General features: G+C 56.7%; 20 protein-coding genes and 1 pseudogene. 6 read left to right on the top strand and 15 right to left on the bottom strand.

The annotated features are described in order from the left end of the window. Window positions 1–265 precede the first annotated feature (265 nt). Window positions 266–544, top strand: coding sequence for a transporter permease (locus AD665_RS23230; protein WP_024777204.1), 279 nt, complete (start codon window positions 266–268; stop codon window positions 542–544). 146 nt (window positions 545–690) lie between these two features. Here AD665_RS23230 and AD665_RS23225 read toward each other — a convergent pair whose 3' ends face one another. After that, window positions 691–1,161, bottom strand: coding sequence for an Lrp/AsnC family transcriptional regulator (locus AD665_RS23225; protein ID WP_041022790.1), 471 nt, complete (start codon window positions 1,159–1,161; stop codon window positions 691–693). Between the two features lie 124 nt (window positions 1,162–1,285). On the opposite strand from AD665_RS23225, the gene AD665_RS23220 reads away from it, so the two are divergent. Both AD665_RS23220 and dapA read left to right on the top strand, forming a co-directional pair. Then, window positions 1,286–2,494, top strand: coding sequence for a methionine gamma-lyase (locus tag AD665_RS23220; protein WP_053194000.1), 1,209 nt, complete (start codon window positions 1,286–1,288; stop codon window positions 2,492–2,494). Window positions 2,495–2,863: 369 nt separating this feature from the next. Then, a complete protein-coding gene (dapA, locus tag AD665_RS23215) occupies window positions 2,864–3,739 on the top strand; it encodes a 4-hydroxy-tetrahydrodipicolinate synthase (protein WP_053193998.1) in 876 nt (291 codons plus the stop codon). A gap of 138 nt (window positions 3,740–3,877) precedes the next feature. On the opposite strand, the gene AD665_RS23210 is transcribed toward dapA, so the two are convergent. From AD665_RS23210 to AD665_RS27635, 6 genes are all read right to left on the bottom strand, one after another. After that, window positions 3,878–6,469, bottom strand: a complete 2,592-nt coding sequence (locus tag AD665_RS23210; RefSeq protein WP_053193996.1) for an EAL domain-containing protein — start codon at window positions 6,467–6,469, stop codon at window positions 3,878–3,880. Further along, window positions 6,466–9,516, bottom strand: coding sequence for a hybrid sensor histidine kinase/response regulator (locus AD665_RS23205; protein WP_053194130.1), 3,051 nt, complete (start codon window positions 9,514–9,516; stop codon window positions 6,466–6,468). Before AD665_RS23205 ends, AD665_RS23210 begins: the two co-directional genes overlap by 4 nt. 15 nt (window positions 9,517–9,531) lie before the next feature. Beyond that, window positions 9,532–10,434: a substrate-binding periplasmic protein gene (locus AD665_RS23200; protein WP_024777210.1), complete on the bottom strand. Its 903-nt coding sequence runs from the start codon at window positions 10,432–10,434 to the stop codon at window positions 9,532–9,534. Window positions 10,435–10,676: 242 nt separating this feature from the next. Continuing rightward, on the bottom strand, window positions 10,677–11,105 hold the full coding sequence (locus tag AD665_RS23195; protein ID WP_024777211.1) for an HhH-GDP family DNA glycosylase: 429 nt from the start codon (window positions 11,103–11,105) through the stop codon (window positions 10,677–10,679). After that, complete coding sequence (locus AD665_RS23190; protein ID WP_024777212.1) at window positions 11,102–11,326, bottom strand: DUF2188 domain-containing protein; 225 nt, start codon at window positions 11,324–11,326, stop codon at window positions 11,102–11,104. Before AD665_RS23190 ends, AD665_RS23195 begins: the two co-directional genes overlap by 4 nt. A gap of 17 nt (window positions 11,327–11,343) precedes the next feature. Next, window positions 11,344–11,502: a hypothetical protein gene (locus tag AD665_RS27635; RefSeq protein WP_167355714.1), complete on the bottom strand. Its 159-nt coding sequence runs from the start codon at window positions 11,500–11,502 to the stop codon at window positions 11,344–11,346. 277 nt (window positions 11,503–11,779) lie between these two features. Between AD665_RS27635 and AD665_RS23185 the strand changes: the two genes are divergently transcribed. After that, entirely contained in the window at window positions 11,780–13,063 is a 1,284-nt protein-coding gene (locus AD665_RS23185) for an OprD family porin (RefSeq protein ID WP_053193994.1), read from the top strand. Between the two features lie 81 nt (window positions 13,064–13,144). On the opposite strand, the gene AD665_RS27160 is transcribed toward AD665_RS23185, so the two are convergent. Beyond that, window positions 13,145–13,471 carry a four-helix bundle copper-binding protein gene (locus tag AD665_RS27160; RefSeq protein ID WP_080686197.1) on the bottom strand — a complete coding sequence of 109 codons (327 nt, stop codon included), beginning with the start codon at window positions 13,469–13,471 and terminating at the stop codon, window positions 13,145–13,147. A 397-nt stretch (window positions 13,472–13,868) separates the two neighbouring features. Between AD665_RS27160 and AD665_RS23180 the strand changes: the two genes are divergently transcribed. Then, window positions 13,869–15,836 (top strand): BCCT family transporter, encoded by a 1,968-nt coding sequence (locus tag AD665_RS23180; protein WP_053193993.1) that lies wholly within the window; start codon window positions 13,869–13,871, stop codon window positions 15,834–15,836. A 155-nt stretch (window positions 15,837–15,991) separates the two neighbouring features. On the opposite strand, the gene AD665_RS23175 is transcribed toward AD665_RS23180, so the two are convergent. Continuing rightward, window positions 15,992–17,053, bottom strand: a complete 1,062-nt coding sequence (locus AD665_RS23175; RefSeq protein WP_024777215.1) for a DNA-binding protein — start codon at window positions 17,051–17,053, stop codon at window positions 15,992–15,994. A gap of 197 nt (window positions 17,054–17,250) precedes the next feature. Between AD665_RS23175 and AD665_RS23170 the strand changes: the two genes are divergently transcribed. Further along, a complete protein-coding gene (locus AD665_RS23170; RefSeq protein ID WP_024777216.1) occupies window positions 17,251–18,231 on the top strand; it encodes a tyrosine-type recombinase/integrase in 981 nt (326 codons plus the stop codon). Between the two features lie 70 nt (window positions 18,232–18,301). On the opposite strand, the gene AD665_RS23165 is transcribed toward AD665_RS23170, so the two are convergent. The 6 genes and pseudogenes from AD665_RS23165 to AD665_RS23145 form a co-directional block, all read right to left on the bottom strand. Continuing rightward, entirely contained in the window at window positions 18,302–19,492 is a 1,191-nt protein-coding gene (locus AD665_RS23165) for an MFS transporter (RefSeq protein ID WP_024777217.1), read from the bottom strand. Between the two features lie 15 nt (window positions 19,493–19,507). Continuing rightward, window positions 19,508–19,905: pseudogene (locus tag AD665_RS27685) on the bottom strand (AMP-binding enzyme); the annotation flags it as partial. Then, the gene (locus AD665_RS27935) at window positions 19,895–20,041 is read right to left on the bottom strand and encodes a hypothetical protein (RefSeq protein ID WP_155514796.1); all 147 of its coding nucleotides are present in this window, start codon (window positions 20,039–20,041) and stop codon (window positions 19,895–19,897) included. The gene AD665_RS27935 and the pseudogene AD665_RS27685, both read right to left, overlap by 11 nt. Then, window positions 20,038–20,715, bottom strand: a complete 678-nt coding sequence (locus tag AD665_RS23155; RefSeq protein WP_231995030.1) for a c-type cytochrome — start codon at window positions 20,713–20,715, stop codon at window positions 20,038–20,040. Before AD665_RS23155 ends, AD665_RS27935 begins: the two co-directional genes overlap by 4 nt. A gap of 153 nt (window positions 20,716–20,868) precedes the next feature. Beyond that, window positions 20,869–21,561 (bottom strand): phosphoribosyltransferase, encoded by a 693-nt coding sequence (locus AD665_RS23150; RefSeq protein WP_053193989.1) that lies wholly within the window; start codon window positions 21,559–21,561, stop codon window positions 20,869–20,871. Between the two features lie 162 nt (window positions 21,562–21,723). Then, window positions 21,724–22,284, bottom strand: a complete 561-nt coding sequence (locus tag AD665_RS23145; protein WP_024777221.1) for a nitroreductase family protein — start codon at window positions 22,282–22,284, stop codon at window positions 21,724–21,726. Window positions 22,285–22,340: the final 56 nt, after the last annotated feature.

Raw genomic sequence — 22,340 nt, 5'->3', positions numbered from 1 at the left:
ATTTATGAACATTCGGCTCCACAATTAGAGCAAGGCGCCGGACATAGCGATTTCAGGACTCTTCGTGAACCACGGCGATGTCTTTCCTTCCTATTCGAGGTTGCCCATCTCCAAGCAGACGCTGCTGCCGTTGTACTGGACGAACAAGGTTCATGAACACGTATAGATGAACAACCATTCCCATTCATAGAATGCTATCCAGCTATTACGGCGCCTTGACCGACACATGAACATCTGACATCGCCCACTTGTTCAACAAAGGATCGTGTCGACGAATGACGCTTTCTACTTCGGGATTATGACGATCCTGGCCGAGACCGCTAGCCACTATGGCATTGGCGCAAAAGAGATGGCCATTGCTGGTCTCATCGGCCAGCCCGTTCATCTCCTAAGCCCACTTATAGCCTCCACCTACCTGCTGTGCGGGTTGTTGTATATCGACTACGGCGACAACCAGCGAGCGTCCATCTGCTGGAGCATCGGTACGTGCCTGGTCATGTTCGTGGCGGCTATCGCAATTGGAACCATCGACGTATTCAACTGAGGGCCCTCCTCAACTGCGCAGCGCACAGGTGGACAAGCTCATCTGTGCTTGAAGTGATCAGCTTCGCTAACGAAGCCATATTGCGACCTGGCCTTCACTCCAAATAACGCGCCTGCCCGGACAAACATCAAAAGGTAATACCGCGCTCAGCCCAGCACCGGGATCACCCGCGAGGGCTTGACCGATTTGAACGAAAAACTTGAATAAATCTCTTTGACCGCCGGCAAGGTTTGCAGCACCTCTCGCGCAAACTCGCCGAAAGACTCCAGGTCTTTGGCCACCACTTCCAGTAGAAAATCGTAGCGTCCGGAAACGTTGTGACAGGCGACGATCTCCGGGATTTCCAATAGGCGCTGTTCGAAGGATCGAGCCATTTCCTGACTGTGGGACTCCATCATCACGCTAACAAATGCGGTGACGCCGTAGCCGAGTGCCTTGGGCGAAAGAATCGCCTGGTAGCCGGTAATCACTGCGTTCTCTTCAAGAATTTTCACCCGGCGCCAACACGGCGAAGTGGTCAGCGCCACATGTTCGGCCAGTTCGGCGATGGTCAGCCGGGCGTTGCCTTGCAGGGCCGCGAGTAAGGCCTTGTCGGTACGATCCAGCTCGCTAGGCATGTCTTGCCTCCTAATTTTGTTTTCCGGAGCCTTTATTCCAATTTATGGGTTATTTCTGGGTCAATTTGGAATTTTTCTTGTTGAAATTGAGCATAGCATTGTAGGAAATACAGGAGCGTCCAACATGAACAATAAAAACAATGAACTGGGCTTTTCCACCCGCGCCATCCATCACGGCTATAAGCCGCTGGACCACAACGGCGCACTGATCCCGCCGATCTACCTGACCTCCACGTTCGCCTTCCCTACCGCCGAGTACGGCGCCGGTTGTTTCGCCGGCGAAGAATCCGGGCATTTTTACACGCGGATCTCCAACCCCACATTGGCTCTGTTGGAGTCACGCATGGCGGCTTTGGAAAACGGCGAGGCGGCGGTGGCCTTCAGCTCCGGCATGGGAGCCATTGCCGCGACCTTTTGGACCCTGCTGCGCCCCGGTGACGAGATCATTCTCAACCGTACGTTGTACGGCTGCACCTTCGCCCTGCTGCACCACGGTATCGGCGAGTTTGGCGTCAAGGTGCGTCATGTTGACATGTCCAACCTGGCCGAACTGCGCGATGCCATCAGTCCTTCGACGCGCATGATCTATTTCGAATCCCCGGCCAATCCGAACATGCAGTTGGTCGACATTTGCGCGGTGGCTAAGATTGCCCACCATCATCGGAATGTCACCTTGGTGGTCGATAACACCTACTGCACTCCATACCTGCAACGCCCCTTGGAAATGGGTGCGGATGTAGTGGTGCATTCGGCCACCAAGTACCTCAGTGGCCATGGCGATATCACGGCCGGCATCGTAGTTACCAGTCATCCACTGGCGGACCGCATTCGCCTGCAAGGCCTCAAGGACCTGACCGGTGCGGTAATGTCGCCTCAGGACGCTTTTCTGCTGATGCGCGGGCTCAAGACCCTGTCACTGCGCATGGAACGCCATTGTAGCAACGCCCAGGTGATCGCCGAGTATTTACACGCGCACCCGGCCGTCGAATGGGTCGCTTACCCCGGCCTGCCCTCCTTTGCTCAGTACGACCTGGCGTCGAGGCAAATGAAGTTGCCTGGGGGCATGATCGCCTTCGAACTCAAGGGCGGCCTGACCACCGGCCGGCGTTTCATGAACGCACTGGAGTTGTTCGCCCGCGCGGTCAGCCTGGGAGACGCCGAGTCCCTGGCCCAGCATCCAGCCAGCATGACCCATTCCACCTACACGCCTGAAGAGCGTGCGCACCACGGGATTTCCGAGGGGTTGGTGCGTTTGTCGGTGGGCCTTGAAGACATCGCGGACCTGCTGGCCGACATCACCCAAGCGCTGGATGCCTGTGCTCAAGGAGGTTGAACATGTCCACCGCTTATCCCCTCGTGGATTGTCACGCCGTTGAGCATGGCGCCCAACCGAACTGCGTGATCAATTTTCCGCTGCAGAGTTGACCAAGCCACCGTTCCCTGTGCACTATCGAGCAGTTCCTCTTCGCAACGGATCAACCATGATTCTCACCACTGACCACATGCTGTCTGCCGAGGGCCACTGCGCCCAGGCATGCGCATGCGTGTCCGTTGCCAAGAAATCCAAGAAACAGCCGCTCATTTGACCGGGGCGCTGTCCCGTCAGATGAGCTGACAGGACAGATAGCGCCAGGCCTCCTCCCCGCTTGATTCCCATCCCCTCCTCTGACGTCGACTAATCGGTCTGCCTGAGGAGTAATGCATGTCTAATTTTCGCGGTATCTGGGTTGCACTGGCCACGCCCTTTCATTCGGGACACGTCGACTTCGACGCGCTCGAAGGTTTGGTGAAAACGCTCCTTTCTGGAGGCGTTAGGGGGCTGGTCGTATGCGGCACCACTGGTGAAGCCGCAGCGATGAACAAGGATGAACAGCTCGAGGTACTGGATGCAGTTCTACAGATTGCTCGACCTGACCAGGTGATCATGGGGCTGTCGGCCAACAACCTGCAGGAAGCCCTGGCATTCCAACAAAAGATCCAGAGCCGTGACATCACCGGCGTTCTGGTTCCAGCACCCTACTACATTCGGCCTTCGCAGCAAGGCATCGAGTCATTTTTCCAAACAGTCGCTGATGCCTCATCTGTCCCGGTGGTCCTCTACGACATCCCCTATCGAACAGGCGTGAGGATCGAACGAGAGACGCTGAGAAGGATCGTGCGTCACCCCAAAATCGCAGCGGTCAAGGACTGCGGTGGTGATGTCGAAACCACCATGGCCCTGATCGAGGACGGCAATGCAGAGATTCTGACCGGCGAGGATATCCAGATCTTCACAAACCTCGCCCTGGGCGGAGCCGGCGCAATTTCGGCCTCGGCACACATTCGTCCAAATCTGTATGTCCAGATGATGCAGGAGATGGATAGAGGCGATGTCATGTGCGCCCGGGCTACATTTTACCGCCTCCTGCCTTGGATAAAGATGGCGTTCGCTGAGCCCAACCCGGCTGTCATCAAAGCAGCTCTGAGCGTCCACGGCTTGATCAGCAACGAGCTTCGTGAGCCCATGCAAACTTGCTCCTCAACAACGATGGATCGACTCAGATCTGTGCTTTCAGGTTTGACCTGTCAAAGCGCATAGGTCGGGCGGCGATCTCATGGGTGTGGTGCTAAGCCCAAGAACCACCACACCCTAAACGTCGTATAAGTGACAGCCGGCGTAATCAGGCAAGGCGGGGTCGCCGTTCCTTTACTTTAGATCACCCAGGACACCCCACTCCTACGACTTTACCCCGCTCAACGTTCGGTACTGGCGAAAAGACTCGCGCACAGTCTCGAGCAACTCTGCTTCATGCCAGGGTTTAGTCAGAAAACGGTAGATCTCACCGCGGTTGATTGCCTCGGTCACGTTATCGACGGCGGCGGAGCCTGACAGGACCATTCGAACGGTATGGGGGTGCATGGTTCGAATACGAGCGAGTAACTCCGTGCCATTCATGCCCGGCATGTGTTGGTCAACGATGATGACGCCAACCTGATGTTCAGCCAGAAGCTTGAGGGCTTCCTGGGCACTCGTTGCAGTGAGGATAAGGTAGTTCTCGTGGCGCAGCAGGCGCTTGAGCGAGGACAAAACGCCCAGGTCGTCGTCCACCAGCAACAACGTCGATGATGTTTCATTTTCAAGTACGACATGCAGTGGCTGGTAGGAAGAGAGAAAGCGTTCCGTGTCTTCGACGGGCATGGGATGGCTGATCAGGTAACCCTGGATCAGATCGCAGTGCATAGATCGCAGGTACCGCGCTTGACCGGGATGTTCGACGCCTTCGGCCACCACTTCAAGGCCGAGACTGTGCCCCAGCGCGATAATGGCCTTGACGATAGAGGCATTGCCCGCGTTAGTCGTCATATCGCGGACAAAGGAGAGATCGATCTTGAGCCTGTGCACTTCCAGTTGCTGCAGATATCCCAGCGAGGAGTAACCCGTTCCGAAATCATCAATCGACAGTCGAACACCCAGCGCCTTGAGTTCGCTCAGGGACTTGAATGACTGATCGCGGTCCACCATTACATAACTTTCGGTGATTTCCAGTTCAAGCTGACTGGGCTCGATGCCGGTTTGCGCCAGGGCGTTTTTGACCGACTTCACCAGATTCCCCGCGCTTAACTGAACAGCAGAGATGTTCACCGCTGTTTGACACGGCGCAATGCCTGCCTCTGACCAGTTTTTGATTTGGCGGCAGACCTCGTGCAACACCCAATCGCCGAGTTGTATAACCAGGCCACTTTCCTCTGCAAGGGGAATGAATTCGCCTGGAGAGATCATCCCGCGCTCGGGATGTTGCCAGCGGACCAGGGCCTCAAGACCGCCAATATTACCGGTATCCAGATCAACTTGGGGCTGGTAGTAAACCCGCAGCTCTCCTTGCTCAAGGGCATTGCGCAACTCTGCTTCGAGTTTTAAACGCCGCTTGGCGCGGTGGGTCATCTCTGGCGAGAAAAAGCACAGCACTCCCCGCCCCTGCTCTTTGGCTCGATGAAGTGCGGCGTCGACATTGCTCAGAAGGGTCTCGGAGTCAGTCCCATCGTCGGGATAGAGCGTAATTCCGATGCTGGCCCCCATGTAGACATTCTGCTTGCCTAGTACGAATGGCTCTGCCAACGCATTGATGATGCGCTGGGACATCAGGTCCACTGGAACATCGACATGCTCCAGAATAATGTTGAATTCATCCCCGGCAATGCGTGCAATGCTATCGTTTTCGGGCAGTAGGCTTCGCAACCTCTGTGCGACCTGGGTCAGCAGTTGATCACCCGACTTGTGGCCGAGGCTTTCGTTGATCGTCGCGAAGTTATCCAGGTCTATGTTGAGCAAGGAAAACTGGGACTGCTCACGCTCGGCCTGCAGAATCGCGTGATCCAGCAATTCCGCGAACAGTACGCGGTTCGGCAAGCCGGTCAGAGGGTCGCGATGGGCAAGAATGCGATATTTGTCTTCAGTTAATTGCAGTAACGCACTGCGCTGCGCCACCAGATCCTCCAGGAAACGATGCAGCCTGGCCAACTCCAAATGGGTGCGAATACGCGCGCGCACTTCGTCGATATCGAAAGGTTTGGTGATGTAGTCGGCAGCTCCGATCTCGAAGCCTTTGACTTTCTCTGATGCAGCATTTATGACCGTGACAAAAATGATGGGGATTCGGCTGCCTGTCGGCGTTGCCTTGATGCGCCTGCAGACTTCATAGCCGTCCATGCTAGGCATCACGATATCAAGGAGGACAAGGTCTGGGGGCACGGTGCCCTGAATGGCGTCCAGCGCCTGGGCGCCAGTGCGTGCAACCATGATGCGGTAGTCATCCTTGAGCGCCTCGAGTAGCTCATGGATGTTTTCCGGGATGTCATCGACAACCAACAGCGAGGGGCGGTTGGCTGGGTCTGCCGGTCCGGCTATATCGAAACGGATGGGGTTCTGGCGAAGGCGCCTGAGCTCAAGTTGATTGTGGATGCGCGCCTTGAGCAGATCAGGGCTGAACGGTTTGGTGATGTAATCGGCGACACCCATCGCCAGGCCTCGCGCCTCATCCATGGCATCAGCCAGGGCGGTCACAAAAATCACCGGGATATTCGTGGTGCACGGGTCAAGCTTGAGTGCGGAAAGAACGGAGTAACCGTCCATGTCCGGCATCTTGATGTCCAGCAGGATCAGGTCTGGCTGCGGTTGGCGGTTGGCCAGCTCAAGCGCCTTTTCACCGTTGGTAGCCGCACACAGAGAAAAATCGTCGCGCAGCATCCCCATCAAGGCATGCAGATTTTCGTGGATATCATCGACGATCAGAATGCGGGCACGTTTGTTGTTAGGAGCAAGTTCGTTCATGAAGACGTATCCGGGGCGACCCCATTCAGGTGCTGTAATCGAGTAAGTGCGGCGTCTATTTCGAAATCATCGATCAAGGCGGCAATAGCGGATATTTCTTGCTCGATCCGGGTTCCGCGCGTCCCCTTGAGCAACTGAGCGAGTATAGGTTCTGCCGCACCAAGGTCCGATTCCAGGGCCTGTACGAGCTGGTTCAGCAACGCGTCGAGCAATGATGGTGATAAGGGTGTTTCGACACTCGACTGGGACGGGTAATCAATCTCGGCAATCCCATCGATCTCACAGAGCACGAGCTGGAGGAGACCTTCAGCCTCCTCCAGGACGCGATCATCAGGGAAGCTGTTCTGCTTGAGTTGATCGTCGATGGTTTTAACGATGTCATACAGGCGCTGGGCCCCGATATTTCCGGTAACGCCCCTGAGTGAATGACAGAATGTCTCTGCACCTTGCTTGTCGCCACTTGCAACAAAACAGCGGATCTTGAGGACCGCGTCAGCGTAATGCAGGCGAAACCGCCGCAGCTGTTTTCGATAGCCATCAGCCTTGCCGCCAATACGGCGTAAACCGTCCTGAGCGTTGATATGGACCATTGTCTGCAGATCGGCAGGCAGGCTACTTGCCGGCGATTTAACAACATCGAGCACCGCAGGCTGATCGCTACGCCGGCCGGGCGATTGTATCCACTTGCAGAGTACGGTCATCAGCCTATCGGGTGCAATTGGCTTGGTAATGTGGTCGTTCATTCCCGCATCGTGACTGGCCTGGGTATCTTGCGCCATCGCCAGCGCGGTCATGGCAATAATCGGTAGTGCACCAAAGCGTTCTCCGCCAGGCATATCAGCCAATGCCCGAATACGCCTGGTTGACTCCAGGCCATCCATCACGGGCATCTGGATGTCCATCAACACCGCGTCATAATCATGACCTTGGACCTTGTCGAGCGCTTCCTGACCGTTCACGGCCTCATCCACGACCATGCCTTCGCAGTGCAACAACTCGGCGGCGAATTCCCGGTTTATATCGTTGTCCTCAACGACCAGTACGTGGCCCCCCGCCAACTGATTGTTATTCGGGGGCTGGAGCGTTGTAGGTCTGCCCTGAGCATCCATTCCGAGAACGCGGCCACGTCCAAGGACTGAAAGAATCGAGTCAAGCAGCACTGAAGGTGAGACTGGTTTGATCAAGAACCCGTCCACCCCGGCCTGCTCGGCCAGGCGCAAGACATCTTCGCGACCATAAGCGGTGATCATGATGACCTTGGGAAGACGGGGCAAACGAATATCACGGTGAATGCGCTGGGTGGTTTCGTCGCCATTCATGCCGGGCATACGCCAGTCCATCAGGACCAGATCATAGGGCTCAGCGGCTGGGGCCTGCAGTTCGGTGAGGGCGGCCGGGCCGCTGGCAACGGTGACAACTTCCAATTGGAAGAAACGCAACATCTCGGCCAGGATTTCACGAGAGACCGCATTGTCATCCACCAGCAAGACGCGGATGCCCTTGAGCAACGGTCCGCTCTGCTCGACCAGTTGTCGTTGGTGTATCTGTGCTTGCCGCGCGACGGGCAACTGCACGGTGAAACTGATCGTGCTGCCTTTGCCTGATTGCGAGTCTTCAATCCAGATACGCCCTCCCATCAGTTCGGCCAGGCTCTTGCTGATGGCCAGCCCAAGGCCGGTTCCACCGAATCGCCGCGTCGTGGATGAGTCGCCTTGGGTAAATTTTTCAAAGAGATGACGCTGTGTTTCAGGGCTCATGCCAATGCCCGTGTCGCGCACGCTAATCTGCATATGCAGGATGTCGTCCCGAATGCCCAAGCTGTGGAGTGCTAACTCCACCTCGCCTTTTTCCGTGAATTTTATAGCGTTCCCGCACAAGTTGAGGAGGATCTGGCCCAGGCGCAATGGGTCGCCCAACAACCGCGTGGGAATGGTGGGGTCATGACGAATAAGAAACTCGATACCTTTTTCTTCGGCCTGGAAGGCGATGGCATCCGTCAATTGCTCCAACACGGAATCCAACCCGAACTCGATCTGTTCGAGTTTAAGTTTGCCCGCCTCAACTTTGGAAAAATCAAGAATGTCGTTGATCACACCCAGCAGTGAATGGGCGGCCGTTTGTACCTTGCCCAGTTGGCTACGCAAGGCCGGCGGCAGATCCTTTTTCAGGACCAGATAGAGCATGCCGAGAATGGCGTTCATGGGGGTGCGGATCTCGTGGCTCATGTTAGCCAGGAAATCGCTCTTGACCTGCGTCAGCCGCTCCGCTTCCTCCTTGGCAAGAAGCAGTTCTTCAGTTCGCTCGGCAACAATGCCCTCAAGATTGTGATTGAGCTGGTTAAGCGCTTGCAGCGAATCGAAGAGTCGACTGCGGCTCTCGTTAAAGGCGTTTACCAACTCTCCGAGCTCGTCGCGGTAGGGATACTGGATTTTCTCCACGGGCGCATTGTCCGGCCTGAAACGCCAGTTCGCTACAGCGTGGGAGACCCGGGTGACGGCATTGGACAGTCGATAACGAATGGCCCAGAGAATGATCAGCCAGAGTGCCGAGGTAATGACGATCGAATTGAGCAGAATGAACAGGCAGGCGTACTTGGTCCGATCCCATAGCACACTGCGATCTGAATACATCTTGAGAACACCGATCACATTATGCTCGCCCGCCTGCCCAGGCGACGTAAGCGGTAATTCGGCTTGGCGGAACCTGGCGGGAAAGAGCGTCCGCCCTTCCCTCCTCCCGCTTGGCACATGCCCGGAGACCGCCAGGACCTCCCCCCCGGCAGAGACCACCTGGACGCCGCTGACGATAGCGTTCTGACGCACGGCTGTGACAATACTCATGAGCTCAGCCTTGTCCAGTTCCCATACGGCCTTGGTGAAGCTGGGGCTGATGGTTCTGCTTAGGGAGACCAGGTCATCCGTGATATCCCTGCTGACGCTGAAATATTGAATGCTCAACTGCGCCCCAGTCATACCCAGAGCAATCAAGAGATACCACGGGAACATGGTGTAAAGCAGTCGCCTGAAAAGCGTCTGAGCGGCAAACATCCGTCCTACTTGCATTTATTTCCACCACCAGAGGGTATCCGGTTCAGGCGTCCCGGCAGGCAGGACGGGATTGGCAAGACGGATGACCCTCCGATGTTCCTTGGCAAGCGCGCTTATCTCCTTTGCGTGGTAAGTTTCAAACAGTTTGCGGAAGGACCCGTCCGCCAACGACAGATTGAGTCCATGTTCGATGCGTCGGGCCAGCGCGGTGTCGCTCTTGTTGACCCAAAAGTACACCGGATAAGGGAAGAACAACGCCTTGCTGTTTTCAATGACGAGCTGAGGGTATTGATCCTTGTGCTCCTCAAGCTCACGAGCCGCTTCATTCAATCCACGCGGGAACGCGTCGAAGCGTTTAGCTGCAAGCATGCCAAAAAGATTTTCATAGTTGCTCGAAGTGACCACCGTAAAACCACTGGCTTGCATGATGGGTACATCGGCCCATTGACTATTAAGGCCGAATGTCAATTGCTCGCGAAACGCTTGTTCGTCCATCCGCGCGATGCGAGGTTGATCGGCAGCACGAATCAAGAGGAGGCGGTAACCGATAAGACCACGCAAGATATCGATCTTGATCGGCAGCATAAGGGATTCGCGTTCGGTGTTGGTTCCCAGTGCGATGACATCGATCTGCCCCGTCTGAAGCAACTCCATGCCACGATTCTGACTGGCCTCCTGCCCATAGGGAACGAGATGGGTGCGGCCATCGGTCGCCTGTGTATGCGAAAGCGCCAGCTCCAGGAGCTTCCAGCGATACTCATAGATGGGCCCGGAAGGGAAATAACGAAATGTCTTTTCCCGGTCTTCGGCTTGCGCGGGACGAGCAAACAGATTCAGCGCAATGGCAACGACAATTAAAAACTTTAGAAGAGATGCAAAGCGCGGCGCCGGGCTTCGCGTAACCGATGGGATGTACATACTCCGGGTTTCCTTTTCCGCAGCGAATTGGGCAGATACAGCGACGTCCGCGAATGTCCGGTAGTAAGTCTAACCGTCGATACGTCAAAAAATAGCAACGCGCGTGGCATTTTGCCAGTCCTGCCGTTTACGTACTTGGAGGCTCCATGTGTTCGACGAGGCACACCGCTACCGGCTGGTGGTGGCCGAGGACAAGCTCCAGGCCAATCAACTGGGTAGGGAAAGTCATGCGACAACACGCGTCATTTGTCTCCTAGAGCAACTCCGCGCTTGAAGATCTCCAACGTCTTCGGCCCGATGCCGTTAAAGCTGAGCAACCATCGCTCAAACTCCGCAGCTTCCATTGAACCGCTCTGCAAAGCGTTCATCCGAGATTCCAGTTCGGTATCCAGGCCTACACCCAGCTCGTGCAGTCGCCGCGCCGTGGACTCATCGTAGCGTGCGTAGCCCGCTTGCCCGAGGAGCCTGACAAGGTCTCGACGGGAGCATCGGGCGAGCTTTGCAGGCGTATCCAGGCCATATCGATCAACCAGGTTCCGGTACGCCTCGACGGCGACAGAGGACCGAATCCTTTTACCGATCAGAAAACTGGCGAGCAGCCACCGAAACACTCCGTGGCCGCCCGGGGCGTCGATCTCGATACCCAGGTCGGCAGCGGAAATGGGGGTCACCCCTTGGTTCGCCTGGGGTCAGCGGAACGCGGATAGGTGCGTTCTTCCTCAATGGAGCCGTCGGCTTTGTGAATCTTCACCGAGGCGGTCTTGCCATCAAAGAAATCTGCCAGAGAGTTCATCAGCTCCTGCTTTGTGGCAGCTTTTTTAGAGGCACGCTCTGCGCCGGCTTTCTTAAGTTCCCAGCCATCCGCAGACGGGCTCAGGTGATAGTTGTCCATTGCCCTGCTCCTCACATTCAAATGGATTCTGCTTCGTCCTGAATATCTTCCTCCGCCTCATCCTCATCCGTGGCGTCGGCATCGTTCAAGGGCGGTGACGTGGGCTTTTCCGGATCGTTGATGTAAGGCACGCCGCTAGGGCCCTGCTCTTCAAGTCCTTCAGTCTCAGGCTGCATGCTGGTTCTCCTTCTTCTTTCTGATAGTGCTTGGAGGACAGGCACTGCGAGGCGTTCAATGCTATACGAGCTTGCGCCAGCTTTAGCCCGACGAGTCGTACCCACTCAGAATTAACAACGTTTAACTCACCAGCCAGAGCCCCGCGGCCAATAATCAGGCCCTCGTCACCGAACTGGCTACAGCATGCATACCGCAAACCAAGCACTGAACACCCAGAGCCTTTGCAGCAGTAAAGCTCGCGCCCAACAATGGCCACGATCCAAGCTCTGGTTATCCATGTTGCTGATTGGCACCTGCGGCACAGCCCTGGCTGCCGAGCCATCGGCGCAAGGCTTTATGGACGGCTCAACCCTGGATGTGCTGAGCCGCAATTTCTTCCTGCAGAATGACTACCGATCCCCCTCCCCGGCGAACAAAAACTATAAGCAGGAGTGGGCTCAAGGCTTCATCGCCTCATTTGCCTCCGGCTTTACCCCTGGCACCGTTGGGTTTGGTGTCGACGCCCATGGTTTTCTCGGTGTGAAACTGGATGGTGGCAAGGGGCATTCCGGAACAGGTTTGCTGCCGCTGGATTCGGATGGCCGAAGTGAGAGCGATTTCTCCAGTGCCGGTGGTGCGTTGAAACTGCGCGCCTCTAGAACCACCTTGGCCTACGGTGAGATGACCGTGGAAACCCCGGTGTTCGACACTGCCGACAAACGCCTGCAACCGGAATACGCCACGGGGTTTCTGCTCGACAGCCTGGAATTCGACGACGTGCATTTGCAGGCCGGGCGTTTCACCGCTTTCAAGAATCAGGACGCCTCGACCAGCAGAGGGGATTTCACTGGTTATGGAGTGGGCACCGATACCGGCAGCATCAGCTTGCTCGGTGCCCAATTGTTCGAAGACCAGCCGTTGGGCGGCGCTCTGTATGCTTCCGAACTGACCGACACCTGGCGTCAGTACTACGCCAACCTGCATCTGAAACAATCGGGATTCTTTCTGGACGCAAACCTTTACCATACCCAGGATTACGGCGACGCCGAGGCTGGCGCGATTGATAACACCGCCTATAGCCTGTCTGGCAAATACACCCTCGGCGCTCAGGGATTCACCCTGGCCTATCAGAAAATCCATGGCGACACGCCCTTCGACTTTGTGGGCGGCGACTCGATCTACCTCGCCAACTCCATCAAATACGCTGACTTCAACGGCGCTGGCGAACGCTCGTGGCAGGCCCGCTACGACCTCGACCTGGGAGCTTTTGGTATCCCGGGATTAAAATTCATGACCCGCTACGTTACCGGCCGCGGCATCGACGGCTCCCATGCCCCTCTAGGTGGCGCCTACAACCCATTTGACCCGGCTACCGGCCAATTCATCCCGCAACAAGGGGATGGCGGTCGCCACTGGGAGCGGGATATCGATCTGCACTACACCGTGCAATCGGGGCGGGCCAAGGATTTGTCCCTGCAGGTGTCCCAGGTGACTCATCGGGCCAACAGCGCCCAGGGCGGGGATGACATCGACCGGATTTACGTGGTGATCGAGTATCCCCTTGGATTGGGACGCTTTTAACCGATTAACTTCACGGGGGGCTTGGATATCCTCCACCCCCGGAGACATCACTACCCTCCTCCGAGCCCGATTCACGACCTGTTATGCGGCCATCGCCTCACAAGCTTCAGCGCATGTCCGGCAGGCCTGCGCACATTTTTGACAGTGCTCCGCTTCGTGCTTGCCACACTCGTTGGCGCATGCTCGACAGGCCTGAGCGCATAGACGGCAGATGCCGGTAGCAAGGTCGCTGTTGCGTGCCATAAGTCTTGCCGCGAGTACGCACATATCCGCGCAGTCTCGGTCCAGCTTGATGCAATTAGCCATCATTTGAACGTTTTGCTCTTGCAAGCAAGATGATGCGCACGTTTCACATGCTAAAGCGCAGCGTAAGCACTCGGAAACGCAATCTTCGTAAGTCTTGGTCATCTGAATTCTCCCGTCAGGTTTAGGAGTTTTTCCTCGTCAGACGTTCGACTTGAGACAGAACACGAAGGTTTCTTGAATTTGGTTATCTGAGCCTTGAACGGGCTCGGATGCGTGAACTTTCACACTCAAGGTTTGGCCGGCAAGGCTGATTCCAGGTACGTCGAGCGAGTTCAAGATGTCTGCCGCCCCCATGTTTGGGACGAAATGCGTTGCTGGCGGTCGAATCCGTTAGGCTTGTTCTCGGGCCTGAACGTTAGCGGCGAAGAGGCCGAGTAAATCGATACATCATGAGCGCTACTCTCTTCAAAGGCAGCGCTTTAAACAATGCACAATCTTGTGTCACACGATTCATGCCCCGGGCTGTTGCTGTCCTGGGCTCGCACCGAAGGAGATGTCCATGCCAGACCAGGTCGAGCCACCTCGGAAGCCGACGCTTAATCCGCCGGTTTTTTACACCTCAGGCGTCATTCTGCTTCTGCTGGTGTTATACGCAAGTGTCTTTCACAGTCACGCCCAGATCGTATTCGGGCACGTCCAGAGCTGGATCATCACGAACGTCAGTTGGTTCTACATCCTTGCCGTCGCGATCATCCTGGGCACTGTAGTGTTCCTTGGAATCAGCCGGTACGGAGACATCAAGCTAGGACCAGACCACAGCACACCGGATTACAGCAGCACAACCTGGTTCGCGATGCTGTTCTCGGCGGGCATGGGAATCGGTTTAATGTTCTTTGGCGTTGCCGAACCCGTCATGCACTTTCTCAACCCGCCCGTGGGGGACGGCAACACGGTTGAAGCCGCGCGGGAAGCAATGAAGATCACGTTCTTCCATTGGGGTCTGCACGCGTGGGCGATCTATGCCATCGTCGCGTTAATCCTGGCTTACTTCAGCTACAGGCATGGTCTTCCGCTGACATTGAGATCGGCCTTATATCCACTGATTGGCAACCGAATTTTTGGTCCTATTGGTCATGCAGTCGACATCTTCGCGATCATCGGCACAGTGTTAGGCGTAGCGACATCCCTAGGATTCGGTGTCTCTCAGATCAATACCGGACTCAATGCCCTGTTCGATGTGCCCATCAATACGACAGTGCAGATCATCTTGATCTTCGCAACCACTGCGCTCGCCACCATCTCGGTGGTAACCGGCCTGGACAAAGGCGTACGACGGCTTTCGGAACTGAACCTGTCGTTAGCTGTGTTACTGCTTTTGATGGTGATTGTGCTCGGGCCGACCGTATTTATCCTGCAGACCTTTGTACAGAACACGGGTGGATACCTGACCGAGATAGTCAGCCGAACCTTGAACTTGTATGCCTATCAGCCAACGGATTGGATTGGTGGCTGGACACTTTTCTACTGGGGATGGTGGCTGGCGTGGTCTCCATTCGTAGGTCTTTTCATAGCCCGAATTTCCCGCGGTCGAACGATTCGTGAATTTGTGATGGGCGTCCTGCTGGTGCCCACTGCATTCACGCTGCTATGGATGACCGTGTTTGGCAACACTGCTATTCATATGATTCTGACCGAGGGGGTGACTGACCTGAGTGCCGCTATTGACAAGGACACCTCGCTGGCATTGTTTGCCTTTCTTCAGCACTTCCCGTTTTCGAGTGTCATTTCGCTGGTCGCCATCATCATGGTGGTGGTCTTCTTTGTAACTTCTGCGGACTCCGGTGCGATGGTGGTAGATATGCTCGCCTCGGGGGGATCACCTGTGACCCCGGTGTGGCAACGAGTATTCTGGGCCTCCAGCATGGGGCTGGTAGCTATCGCATTGTTGTTGGCTGACGGATTGAAGGCGCTACAAACGGCAACCATTGCCAGTGCGCTCCCCTTCACTATCGCGCTGCTATGCAGTATACGAGGGTTGCTGAAGGCATTGAAACTTGACGCGACCAAGCGCGGGCTTCGCTATCAATCGATATCATCTGCGACCGCTCGTAGCACAGGCGGATGGCAGCGCCGGCTTAGAACAATGGCCATGTTCCCACGTCGCGCTCATGTTCTACGCTTCATCACCGAGACAGCCAAACCCGCTTGCATGTCCGTGGTGGAAGAATGGCGCAAGCAAGGTTACACATGCGATGTCGAAGATGGAGAAGACGGAGGTGTTCGACTACGTGTCGGGAGCGCGGAGAATCCAAAGTTCGTTTACGAGGTGCGTCCTCATCCCTATGCCATGCCGAGCTTTGTGATGGGCGACACCGAAGATGAGGAACGAAAGTATTTCAGAGCTGAAGTGCATTTACGCGAGGGTGGCCAAGACACTGACATTATGGGGTGGTCACGTGAGGAAGTGATCGGCGACATTCTCGACCAGTACGAGCGTCACATGCACTACCTCCATCTAACAGGTTGACTGTTTCGGGCCGCATCCAGCTTCATGATCGGAGTCAGTGGGCCAAACGGCTCACCCCTGTCCGTGAGCAGTTGGGATAGACGCTGATGAGCGAATTTCCAAGCTGACGTGCCTTCGTCACGGCTGTGCGGTTTTCCTGCGATCTGCTCCATTTATCATCTCCTAGGTCGTTTCGTAGGTTTGGCGGGCGCTTTATCCTCTGCCCCGGAGGAGTCAGCGCCCTCCTCTTCTACCCTTGACTCATCTGTCTCAGCCTGCCGAAGTTGCTCATTCTCTTTCTGAAGCGACGCCAGCAGCGCCATGGTTTCCTGCTCACGCAGATCGGCTACAACGGTGGCCTTGTGGAGGGCCTTTACCTCCTCACGCAAAGCCGAAGCCTGCTCCATGAGGTGCTCAGTCACCCCAACAGTCTTCGCCTCCCTCTGGCGTAGCGCCTCAATTTGAATGTTGAGAGACTGAACCAAGGCTTCCTGAGTATGCAGGGCTTTGGTTTGCTGCCTGGCGTCACCAAGCAGGCGTTCATTGTCGCGATTGAGTCGCGTCAGATCGTCCTGTTTTACGGCGATGGTCTCTCGCAGCTTGCGCTGTTCAACCTGCATCTCATGCAGTTGAGACTCGTGCTTGCGTTGATCCTGATCTCGCTGTTCCTTCACCGCCGCTCGATAGTGCTCGAGTGCCCCACGGGCCTGCACATGCTTTTCCTCCAGGGATTGGATGTGCTTGTCCTTTTCTGCAACCAGAGACTCCAGGTCGGTGCAGCGCTGACTGAGGCGTGCGTTGCGCATCAACTCAGCCTGAAGCGAGGACTGGCTGGTCGCAAGCTCAGCGCTCTGCGTCTCTGTCGCGGCCTGCTGGGTGGCCAAATGACGTTGAGTGGTCGCCAACTCCGATCTGAGCTCGACGAGCTGGTCTTCCAGCGCAGTCCGCTGCTGCTCAAAAGCCGCGGTCGCCTGGGAGATGACTTCCTGGCCCTCCTCCATCAGCTGATCCAGCAGCGTCTGCACCATGCCGCTGAGCGCTTCGCCCATGCGTTCACGTGAGGTCGCAGGCTCTGAGTTGGAGGGTTCAAGCTCCTTCAAGTAGCGCGAAATCGTTGTCTTGGAGCCCGTGTTACCGAGCTCTACGCGCACGGCGTCGATGCTGGGGTTGGCGCCCCTGGCCAGCAGCGCCTGACGTGCTTTCTGCACTACAGCTTTGTTGATTCCGCCTCGAGCCATGGGGCCTCCTACGATTACGTACCGTATTACATGTCATGTAAATACATAATGAATTAAGCGAACATTACACCCTTTTATCGCGCTTATCTAGAAGTCCATAATAGTGCTTTATGGCTTCTTGAACCGTCGCTGCGTCCGGAGCACCTCCCCCGCGGCGTATGCAGGCAGAAACGCTCCGATTTTGAAGGCGGCAGACGATGGAAAAGGCAGATCGGTACCTCAGCGCCGGCACCCGGGAGAACACGCGGAAAAGCTACCGGGCGGCGATCGAGCACTTCGAGGTCACGTGGGGCGGGTATCTACCCACGACCGGCACAGGTGTGGTTCGGTACTTGGCGGAGTACGCCGACAAGCTCTCCATCAACACGCTGAAGCAGCGTCTGGCAGCCCTGGCGCAGTGGCACATCACTCAGGGCTTCCCAGATCCGACCAAGACGCCTGACGTTCGTCAAATGATCAAAGGCATCAGGGTCGTGCATCCGGCACAGGTCAGACAGGCCGCCCCGCTGCTGCTGAAACATCTGGAGCAGGCGGTCACCTGGCTTGAAGGGCAAGCTGCAGCTGCGCTTGAACGCGGAGACTACAAGTCGCTGGTGCGTCATCGTCGCTCGGTGGCGATTATCTTGATCGGATTCTGGCGTGGCTTTCGGGGCGATGAGCTGGCAAGGCTCACGGTGGAGAATACGAAAGCCGTAAGCGGCGAAGGCATTACCTTTTTCCTGCCCTACACCAAGGGGGATCGTCAGCATGAGGGCACTTCCTTCCATACGCCAGCGCTGGTCATGCTTTGCCCCGTAGAGGCTTATATCAGCTGGATAACGGTGGCCGGGATCGCGAAAGGTCCGGTGTTCCAGCGGATTGATCGCTGGGGCAACCTGTCAGGCAAACCCATGCAGCCCCATAGTCTTATCCCCGTACTGCGCCGTATTTTCAAAGAAGCCGGACTACCAGCGGAGCTATACAGCAGTCACTCGATGCGGCGCGGCTTTGCGACTTGGGCGTCTGCGAACGGCTGGGACATCAAGGGATTGATGGAATATGTGGGCTGGAAGGACATGAAGTCGGCGTTGCGCTATGTGGATGCCAGCGTATCCTTCGGCGGAATTGCTTTGCGCACCGCCCAACAAGCCCCCGTCCTGGAGAACAAGAGGATTTCCGGTGTTCACCCAGATCACTGACCTGTCCGGGGGACTTCAAACACTCTTTGAGACCGTGAACAACGCGTCAAAGCGTTCCCCGACCAAGATGCTATTGCTTCTTGAATAAAAGCAAGACTAGAGCGATTGTGGCAAGCAATGCTCCCATGAGGAACGTGCTGTCTGATCCAATGCTTTGCCATAGCCAGCCCGCAAGAATGCTGGCGATCAGCATGCATACACCGCTAACCAGATTGAAAATGCCGAAGGCCGTACCTTTGAGTTTTCCGGGCGCTTTATCGGCCACCAGCGAGGCAAGAATCCCTTGGCTGAATCCCATATGCCCTCCCCATAACACAACACCCAGCAGCATCGTGATGACAGAACCGCACTGAGCAAGAATCAGATCCGCCAAGACAAGTAGCCCCATACCCACACAGAGCAGTTTCGTGCGACTGATACGATCAGATAGCCAACCGGCAGGGTAAGCGGACAACGCATAGAAAAGCGCCATTACTACCATCACCAGCGGAACCCAAGTCACTGACAAGCCCAGTTGTTGTGCCCGTAACACCAGAAACGCTTCGCTGAACCGGGCGAGCGTAAACACCCCGCCAACGACAACCACCCACCAATACCCAGCGGAGAAGTCGTGAAGAACTCGCCAATGTATTGGAGACCGAAACTTGTGTTCTCGAGAGGCGCTAGCGGGCTCTTTTACTCCAGTGACAATGAGAGCCACCGCTATAGCTGCGGGAATCACCGCAACCCACAGTACAAGCTGTATATCTGCGAGCCACAGCATCAGCGAGATCGCCAGAGCGGGGCCGAGAACGGCCCCTACGGTATCCATCGATTGGCGTAACCCAAAGCAGGCCCCGCGGATCTCGGGTGGCGAAACATCTGCCACAAGGGCATCTCGCGGCGCACCTCGGATACCTTTTCCGACTCGATCCAGAAAGCGTGCAGTGAAAATTACTTCAACCGAGTGAGCTAAAGGAAAAAGCGGCTTGGTCAGGGCCGCCAAACCATACCCAAGCAACAGGAGTCCTTTGCGCCTGCCAATGAAATCGCTGATGGCGCCAGAGAATATCTTGACGAGCATGGCGGTCGACTCGGCAATCCCCTCGATTATCCCGACAGTCAATGCGCTCGCACCTAGCGTGGTGACCAAAAACACGGGCACCAAGCTGTGTACAAGCTCAGACGATATATCCATGAACAGGCTGACAAAGCCCAAGGCCCAGATCGTGCGCGGAATACGAAGACGCTCAACATTGGTGTGTGGACTTTCGCTACTCATATGGTCTTTCTGTACTCATGGGTGAAAGCAACTTGACGTCCCCAGTTCCTCTACGCTGATTTCACGCATACGGAATTTCTGCACCTTACCGCTGACGGTCATGGGAAAGTCGTCAACGAACTTGAAGTGGCGTGGCGTCTTGAAATGAGCAATACAGCCTTCAGTATTCGCGCAGATCGTCGGCGTTTGCCTGGTGCCCCTCATGCAACCTTACCCAAGCTACGATCTCCTCTCCATAAACTTCGTCCGGCACCCCGATCACCTGCACGTCTGCCACCGAAGGATGGGTGAAGAAGAATTACTCGATTTCGCGTGGATAGATGTTCTCGCCACCCCGAATGATCATGTCTTTGTTTGCGCCCGATGATCCTCAGATAACCCTACTCATCCATGATCGCCAAGTCACCGGCGTGCGTCGATGGCCTCATCGATCTCCAGCAGGTCGGCGATGTCGTCAAAAATCCCGGCAATGTCATCGTTGCTCATTGCGCGTGAACTTGTGGTCGGGGTCGACAGCGGTGCCCGAGACGCTGCAGCCTTCAGCCTCATCGCCCCAGCCTTGCCATGTAAAGCGCGACAGACTGCGCGTCGCCATCAGACAGTGCATGCGCGATCTGATTGCCTGGATCACGCCGCTCCTGAAGGTCGGCCTGTTGGAGCAACTTGATCTGGCGAACCATGTAGGCCGCGTGCTGGCCCGCCACCCGCGGCGTCTGGCCGAGACCCTGACCTTCGGCACCATGACAGGTGCTGCACGGGGCGATATTTGACTCAGGTACGCCGTGGCGAAAGATCAACTCCCCTCTTGAGTCAGGCGTTTCGGCTTCTGCTTGCATGGGGCGCTGCCTGGAAAAGTAGTCCGCCAACCCGGCTATCTGCGACTCTGTCAAATGGGTAAAGCCCCACATGTACTGGGTCGCGGCCTTGTCCATGCGTGCATGGCCTTTGAAATCGATCAACTGCACCTTGAGGTAGTCGTTCTGCTGCCCGGCCAGCTTGGGAAACATCGGTGAAACCGACTCCCCGGTCAGCCCATGACACAGGGAACACACGTCATCGACCAGAACCAGCGCGGGCGCTGTCGCGGTTTTTTCCGGGGGCCGATCCGTTGTGCCGGTACAGCCCACGAGCGTCGCCATGCAAAGGGCAAGCGTCAGGGAGATAGAGCGCGTCATACCACATACCTCCATGATCAGCGTCGACAGCCCGAGTTCAGTGTACAAACACCTTCGCTCAAGGCGGAGCAGGCTTTATTGATAAACCTCAATTTCGATCGCTTCACCGATGCCCAGGTAGTGCTGAGACGCCGACTGGCCGGACGCCGGCTATGTCGATCGGTAGCACCGACCGTGGCCAGGTGGCGGCGGCCGATGTTACTACTGCGGCGGGCGCCCTTGCGTCGATCCGCGCTGCCAGGCCCGTTGCAGTAGCTCAATGACTTCTTCATCACTGGTCTGGGGGAAATTCGAGTACCAGTAACCGACGGACATCATCCGCCCAGGGATCAGCGGGCAGATCACTTCATTGACGATGCAGCGCAGGGTTTCCACCGTATCTGGCGGCGCCACCGGCACCGCCACGACAATACGCGCCGGGGCCTGCAGCTGCACCGCGTGGATGGCGGCGATCATCGAGGCCCCCGTGGCCAGGCCATCATCGATCAGGATGACCACCTGACCTTTGAGTAGCACCGGCGGCCGCGTCCCCCGGTACACCTGCTCGCGGCGCAATAGCTCGCGGGTTTCCCGTGCGACCACGGCGTCATAACTGTCTTGATCTATCGAATGCGCCCGCAGCATCTCTTCATTGCGGATGTGTATCCCGCCACTGGCGATGGCGCCCATGGCGAATTCCGGCTGGGACGGAACGCCGAGCTTGCGCACCACGAGGAGGTCCAGCCGCACCTGCAAGGCGTTAGCCACCTCATACGCCACCGGGACACCGCCACGGGGCAAGGCCAGGATGATGACGTCGGGGCGCCGTGCGTATTTAAGCAACGGCTCCACCAGGCTTTGACCGGCCGCCGACCGATCCTGCCAGAGGGTTTGCAGAGAAGGGTTATGAGTCATGGGTCACCTCGTCAGGCGCTGACGCCTTTGGTTTGATTACACCGGGCCTGTGCGTGCGCCTCGCTGTTTCAGTGCGTCCATGTTCATGATGTTGTCCTCCGCTTGCGGCGCGGCGCGGCCGGTTTGCGCACGCAGGCGCGCTATTGCTTTTTGCGTTGGTAATCAGCCTATCCAGTGGATCTCGGGGGGCTTGTGCGCGATGGCCACAGGTGCCGACTTGGGATGCCCCACGATAATCGGAGCCACGGGCGTCCACTCGGACGCAAGTCCCAGCGCATGCTTGCCCTGCGGCGTATTCAGGAAGCCCTGGGCGAAACCGATCCAGCACGTTCCGAGCCCCTCGGCATACGCCGCTAGCATCAGGTTCTCGGCAGCCAGGGCACAGTCTTCGACCATCCATTGACCGGGCGCGTTACCCGAGATCAGCACCAGTACCGGCGCGTGGTAAAAGATCTGAAAACTGTCCTGGCCGAGCAACGCCTGAAAGTGGCTGGAGTGGTTGCCTGCCGGCATGGTGGCGAGCATCCAGGCCTTGGCCTCGCGGGAAACCCGCTCCAGCAACGCCTGATCGCGAATCACCGTGAACGTCCACGGCTGTTGGTTCATCGCGCTGGGCGCCTGGACGGCGGCTTCGATCAAGCGACAGATGAGTTTCTCATCGACCGGCTCAGACGTGTAATCACGTGTCGAGCGCCGTCCGGAAATTGCCTGGGTCAGGTTCATGCGTACGTGCCTCCAGTGTTTCATCACGGCGTCCACCCGAGCGGACGGTCGGGTGA

The organism is Pseudomonas corrugata (genome assembly GCF_001269905.1).
GTDB classification, from domain to species: Bacteria; Pseudomonadota; Gammaproteobacteria; order Pseudomonadales; family Pseudomonadaceae; genus Aquipseudomonas; species Aquipseudomonas corrugata.
This window is presented reverse-complemented; position numbering and strand designations above follow the sequence as displayed.

What these genes read in the sequence shown, in the direction of transcription:
- AD665_RS23165 (WP_024777217.1), bottom strand. Translation starts at nt 19,492, where the DNA reads ATGAGTAGCGAAAGTCCACACACCAATGTTGAGCGTCTTCGTATTCCG.
- AD665_RS23180 (WP_053193993.1), top strand. Translation starts at nt 13,869, where the DNA reads ATGCCAGACCAGGTCGAGCCACCTCGGAAGCCGACGCTTAATCCGCCG.
- AD665_RS23150 (WP_053193989.1), bottom strand. Translation starts at nt 21,561, where the DNA reads ATGACTCATAACCCTTCTCTGCAAACCCTCTGGCAGGATCGGTCGGCG.
- AD665_RS27160 (WP_080686197.1), bottom strand. Translation starts at nt 13,471, where the DNA reads ATGACCAAGACTTACGAAGATTGCGTTTCCGAGTGCTTACGCTGCGCT.
- AD665_RS27935 (WP_155514796.1), bottom strand. Translation starts at nt 20,041, where the DNA reads ATGAGGCTGAAGGCTGCAGCGTCTCGGGCACCGCTGTCGACCCCGACC.
- AD665_RS23190 (WP_024777212.1), bottom strand. Translation starts at nt 11,326, where the DNA reads ATGGACAACTATCACCTGAGCCCGTCTGCGGATGGCTGGGAACTTAAG.
- AD665_RS23220 (WP_053194000.1), top strand. Translation starts at nt 1,286, where the DNA reads ATGAACAATAAAAACAATGAACTGGGCTTTTCCACCCGCGCCATCCAT.
- AD665_RS27635 (WP_167355714.1), bottom strand. Translation starts at nt 11,502, where the DNA reads ATGCAGCCTGAGACTGAAGGACTTGAAGAGCAGGGCCCTAGCGGCGTG.
- AD665_RS23205 (WP_053194130.1), bottom strand. Translation starts at nt 9,516, where the DNA reads ATGTTTGCCGCTCAGACGCTTTTCAGGCGACTGCTTTACACCATGTTC.
- AD665_RS23145 (WP_024777221.1), bottom strand. Translation starts at nt 22,284, where the DNA reads ATGAACCTGACCCAGGCAATTTCCGGACGGCGCTCGACACGTGATTAC.
- AD665_RS23210 (WP_053193996.1), bottom strand. Translation starts at nt 6,469, where the DNA reads ATGAACGAACTTGCTCCTAACAACAAACGTGCCCGCATTCTGATCGTC.
- AD665_RS23200 (WP_024777210.1), bottom strand. Translation starts at nt 10,434, where the DNA reads ATGTACATCCCATCGGTTACGCGAAGCCCGGCGCCGCGCTTTGCATCT.
- AD665_RS23225 (WP_041022790.1), bottom strand. Translation starts at nt 1,161, where the DNA reads ATGCCTAGCGAGCTGGATCGTACCGACAAGGCCTTACTCGCGGCCCTG.
- AD665_RS23185 (WP_053193994.1), top strand. Translation starts at nt 11,780, where the DNA reads ATGTTGCTGATTGGCACCTGCGGCACAGCCCTGGCTGCCGAGCCATCG.
- dapA (WP_053193998.1), top strand. Translation starts at nt 2,864, where the DNA reads ATGTCTAATTTTCGCGGTATCTGGGTTGCACTGGCCACGCCCTTTCAT.
- AD665_RS23170 (WP_024777216.1), top strand. Translation starts at nt 17,251, where the DNA reads ATGGAAAAGGCAGATCGGTACCTCAGCGCCGGCACCCGGGAGAACACG.
- AD665_RS23175 (WP_024777215.1), bottom strand. Translation starts at nt 17,053, where the DNA reads ATGGCTCGAGGCGGAATCAACAAAGCTGTAGTGCAGAAAGCACGTCAG.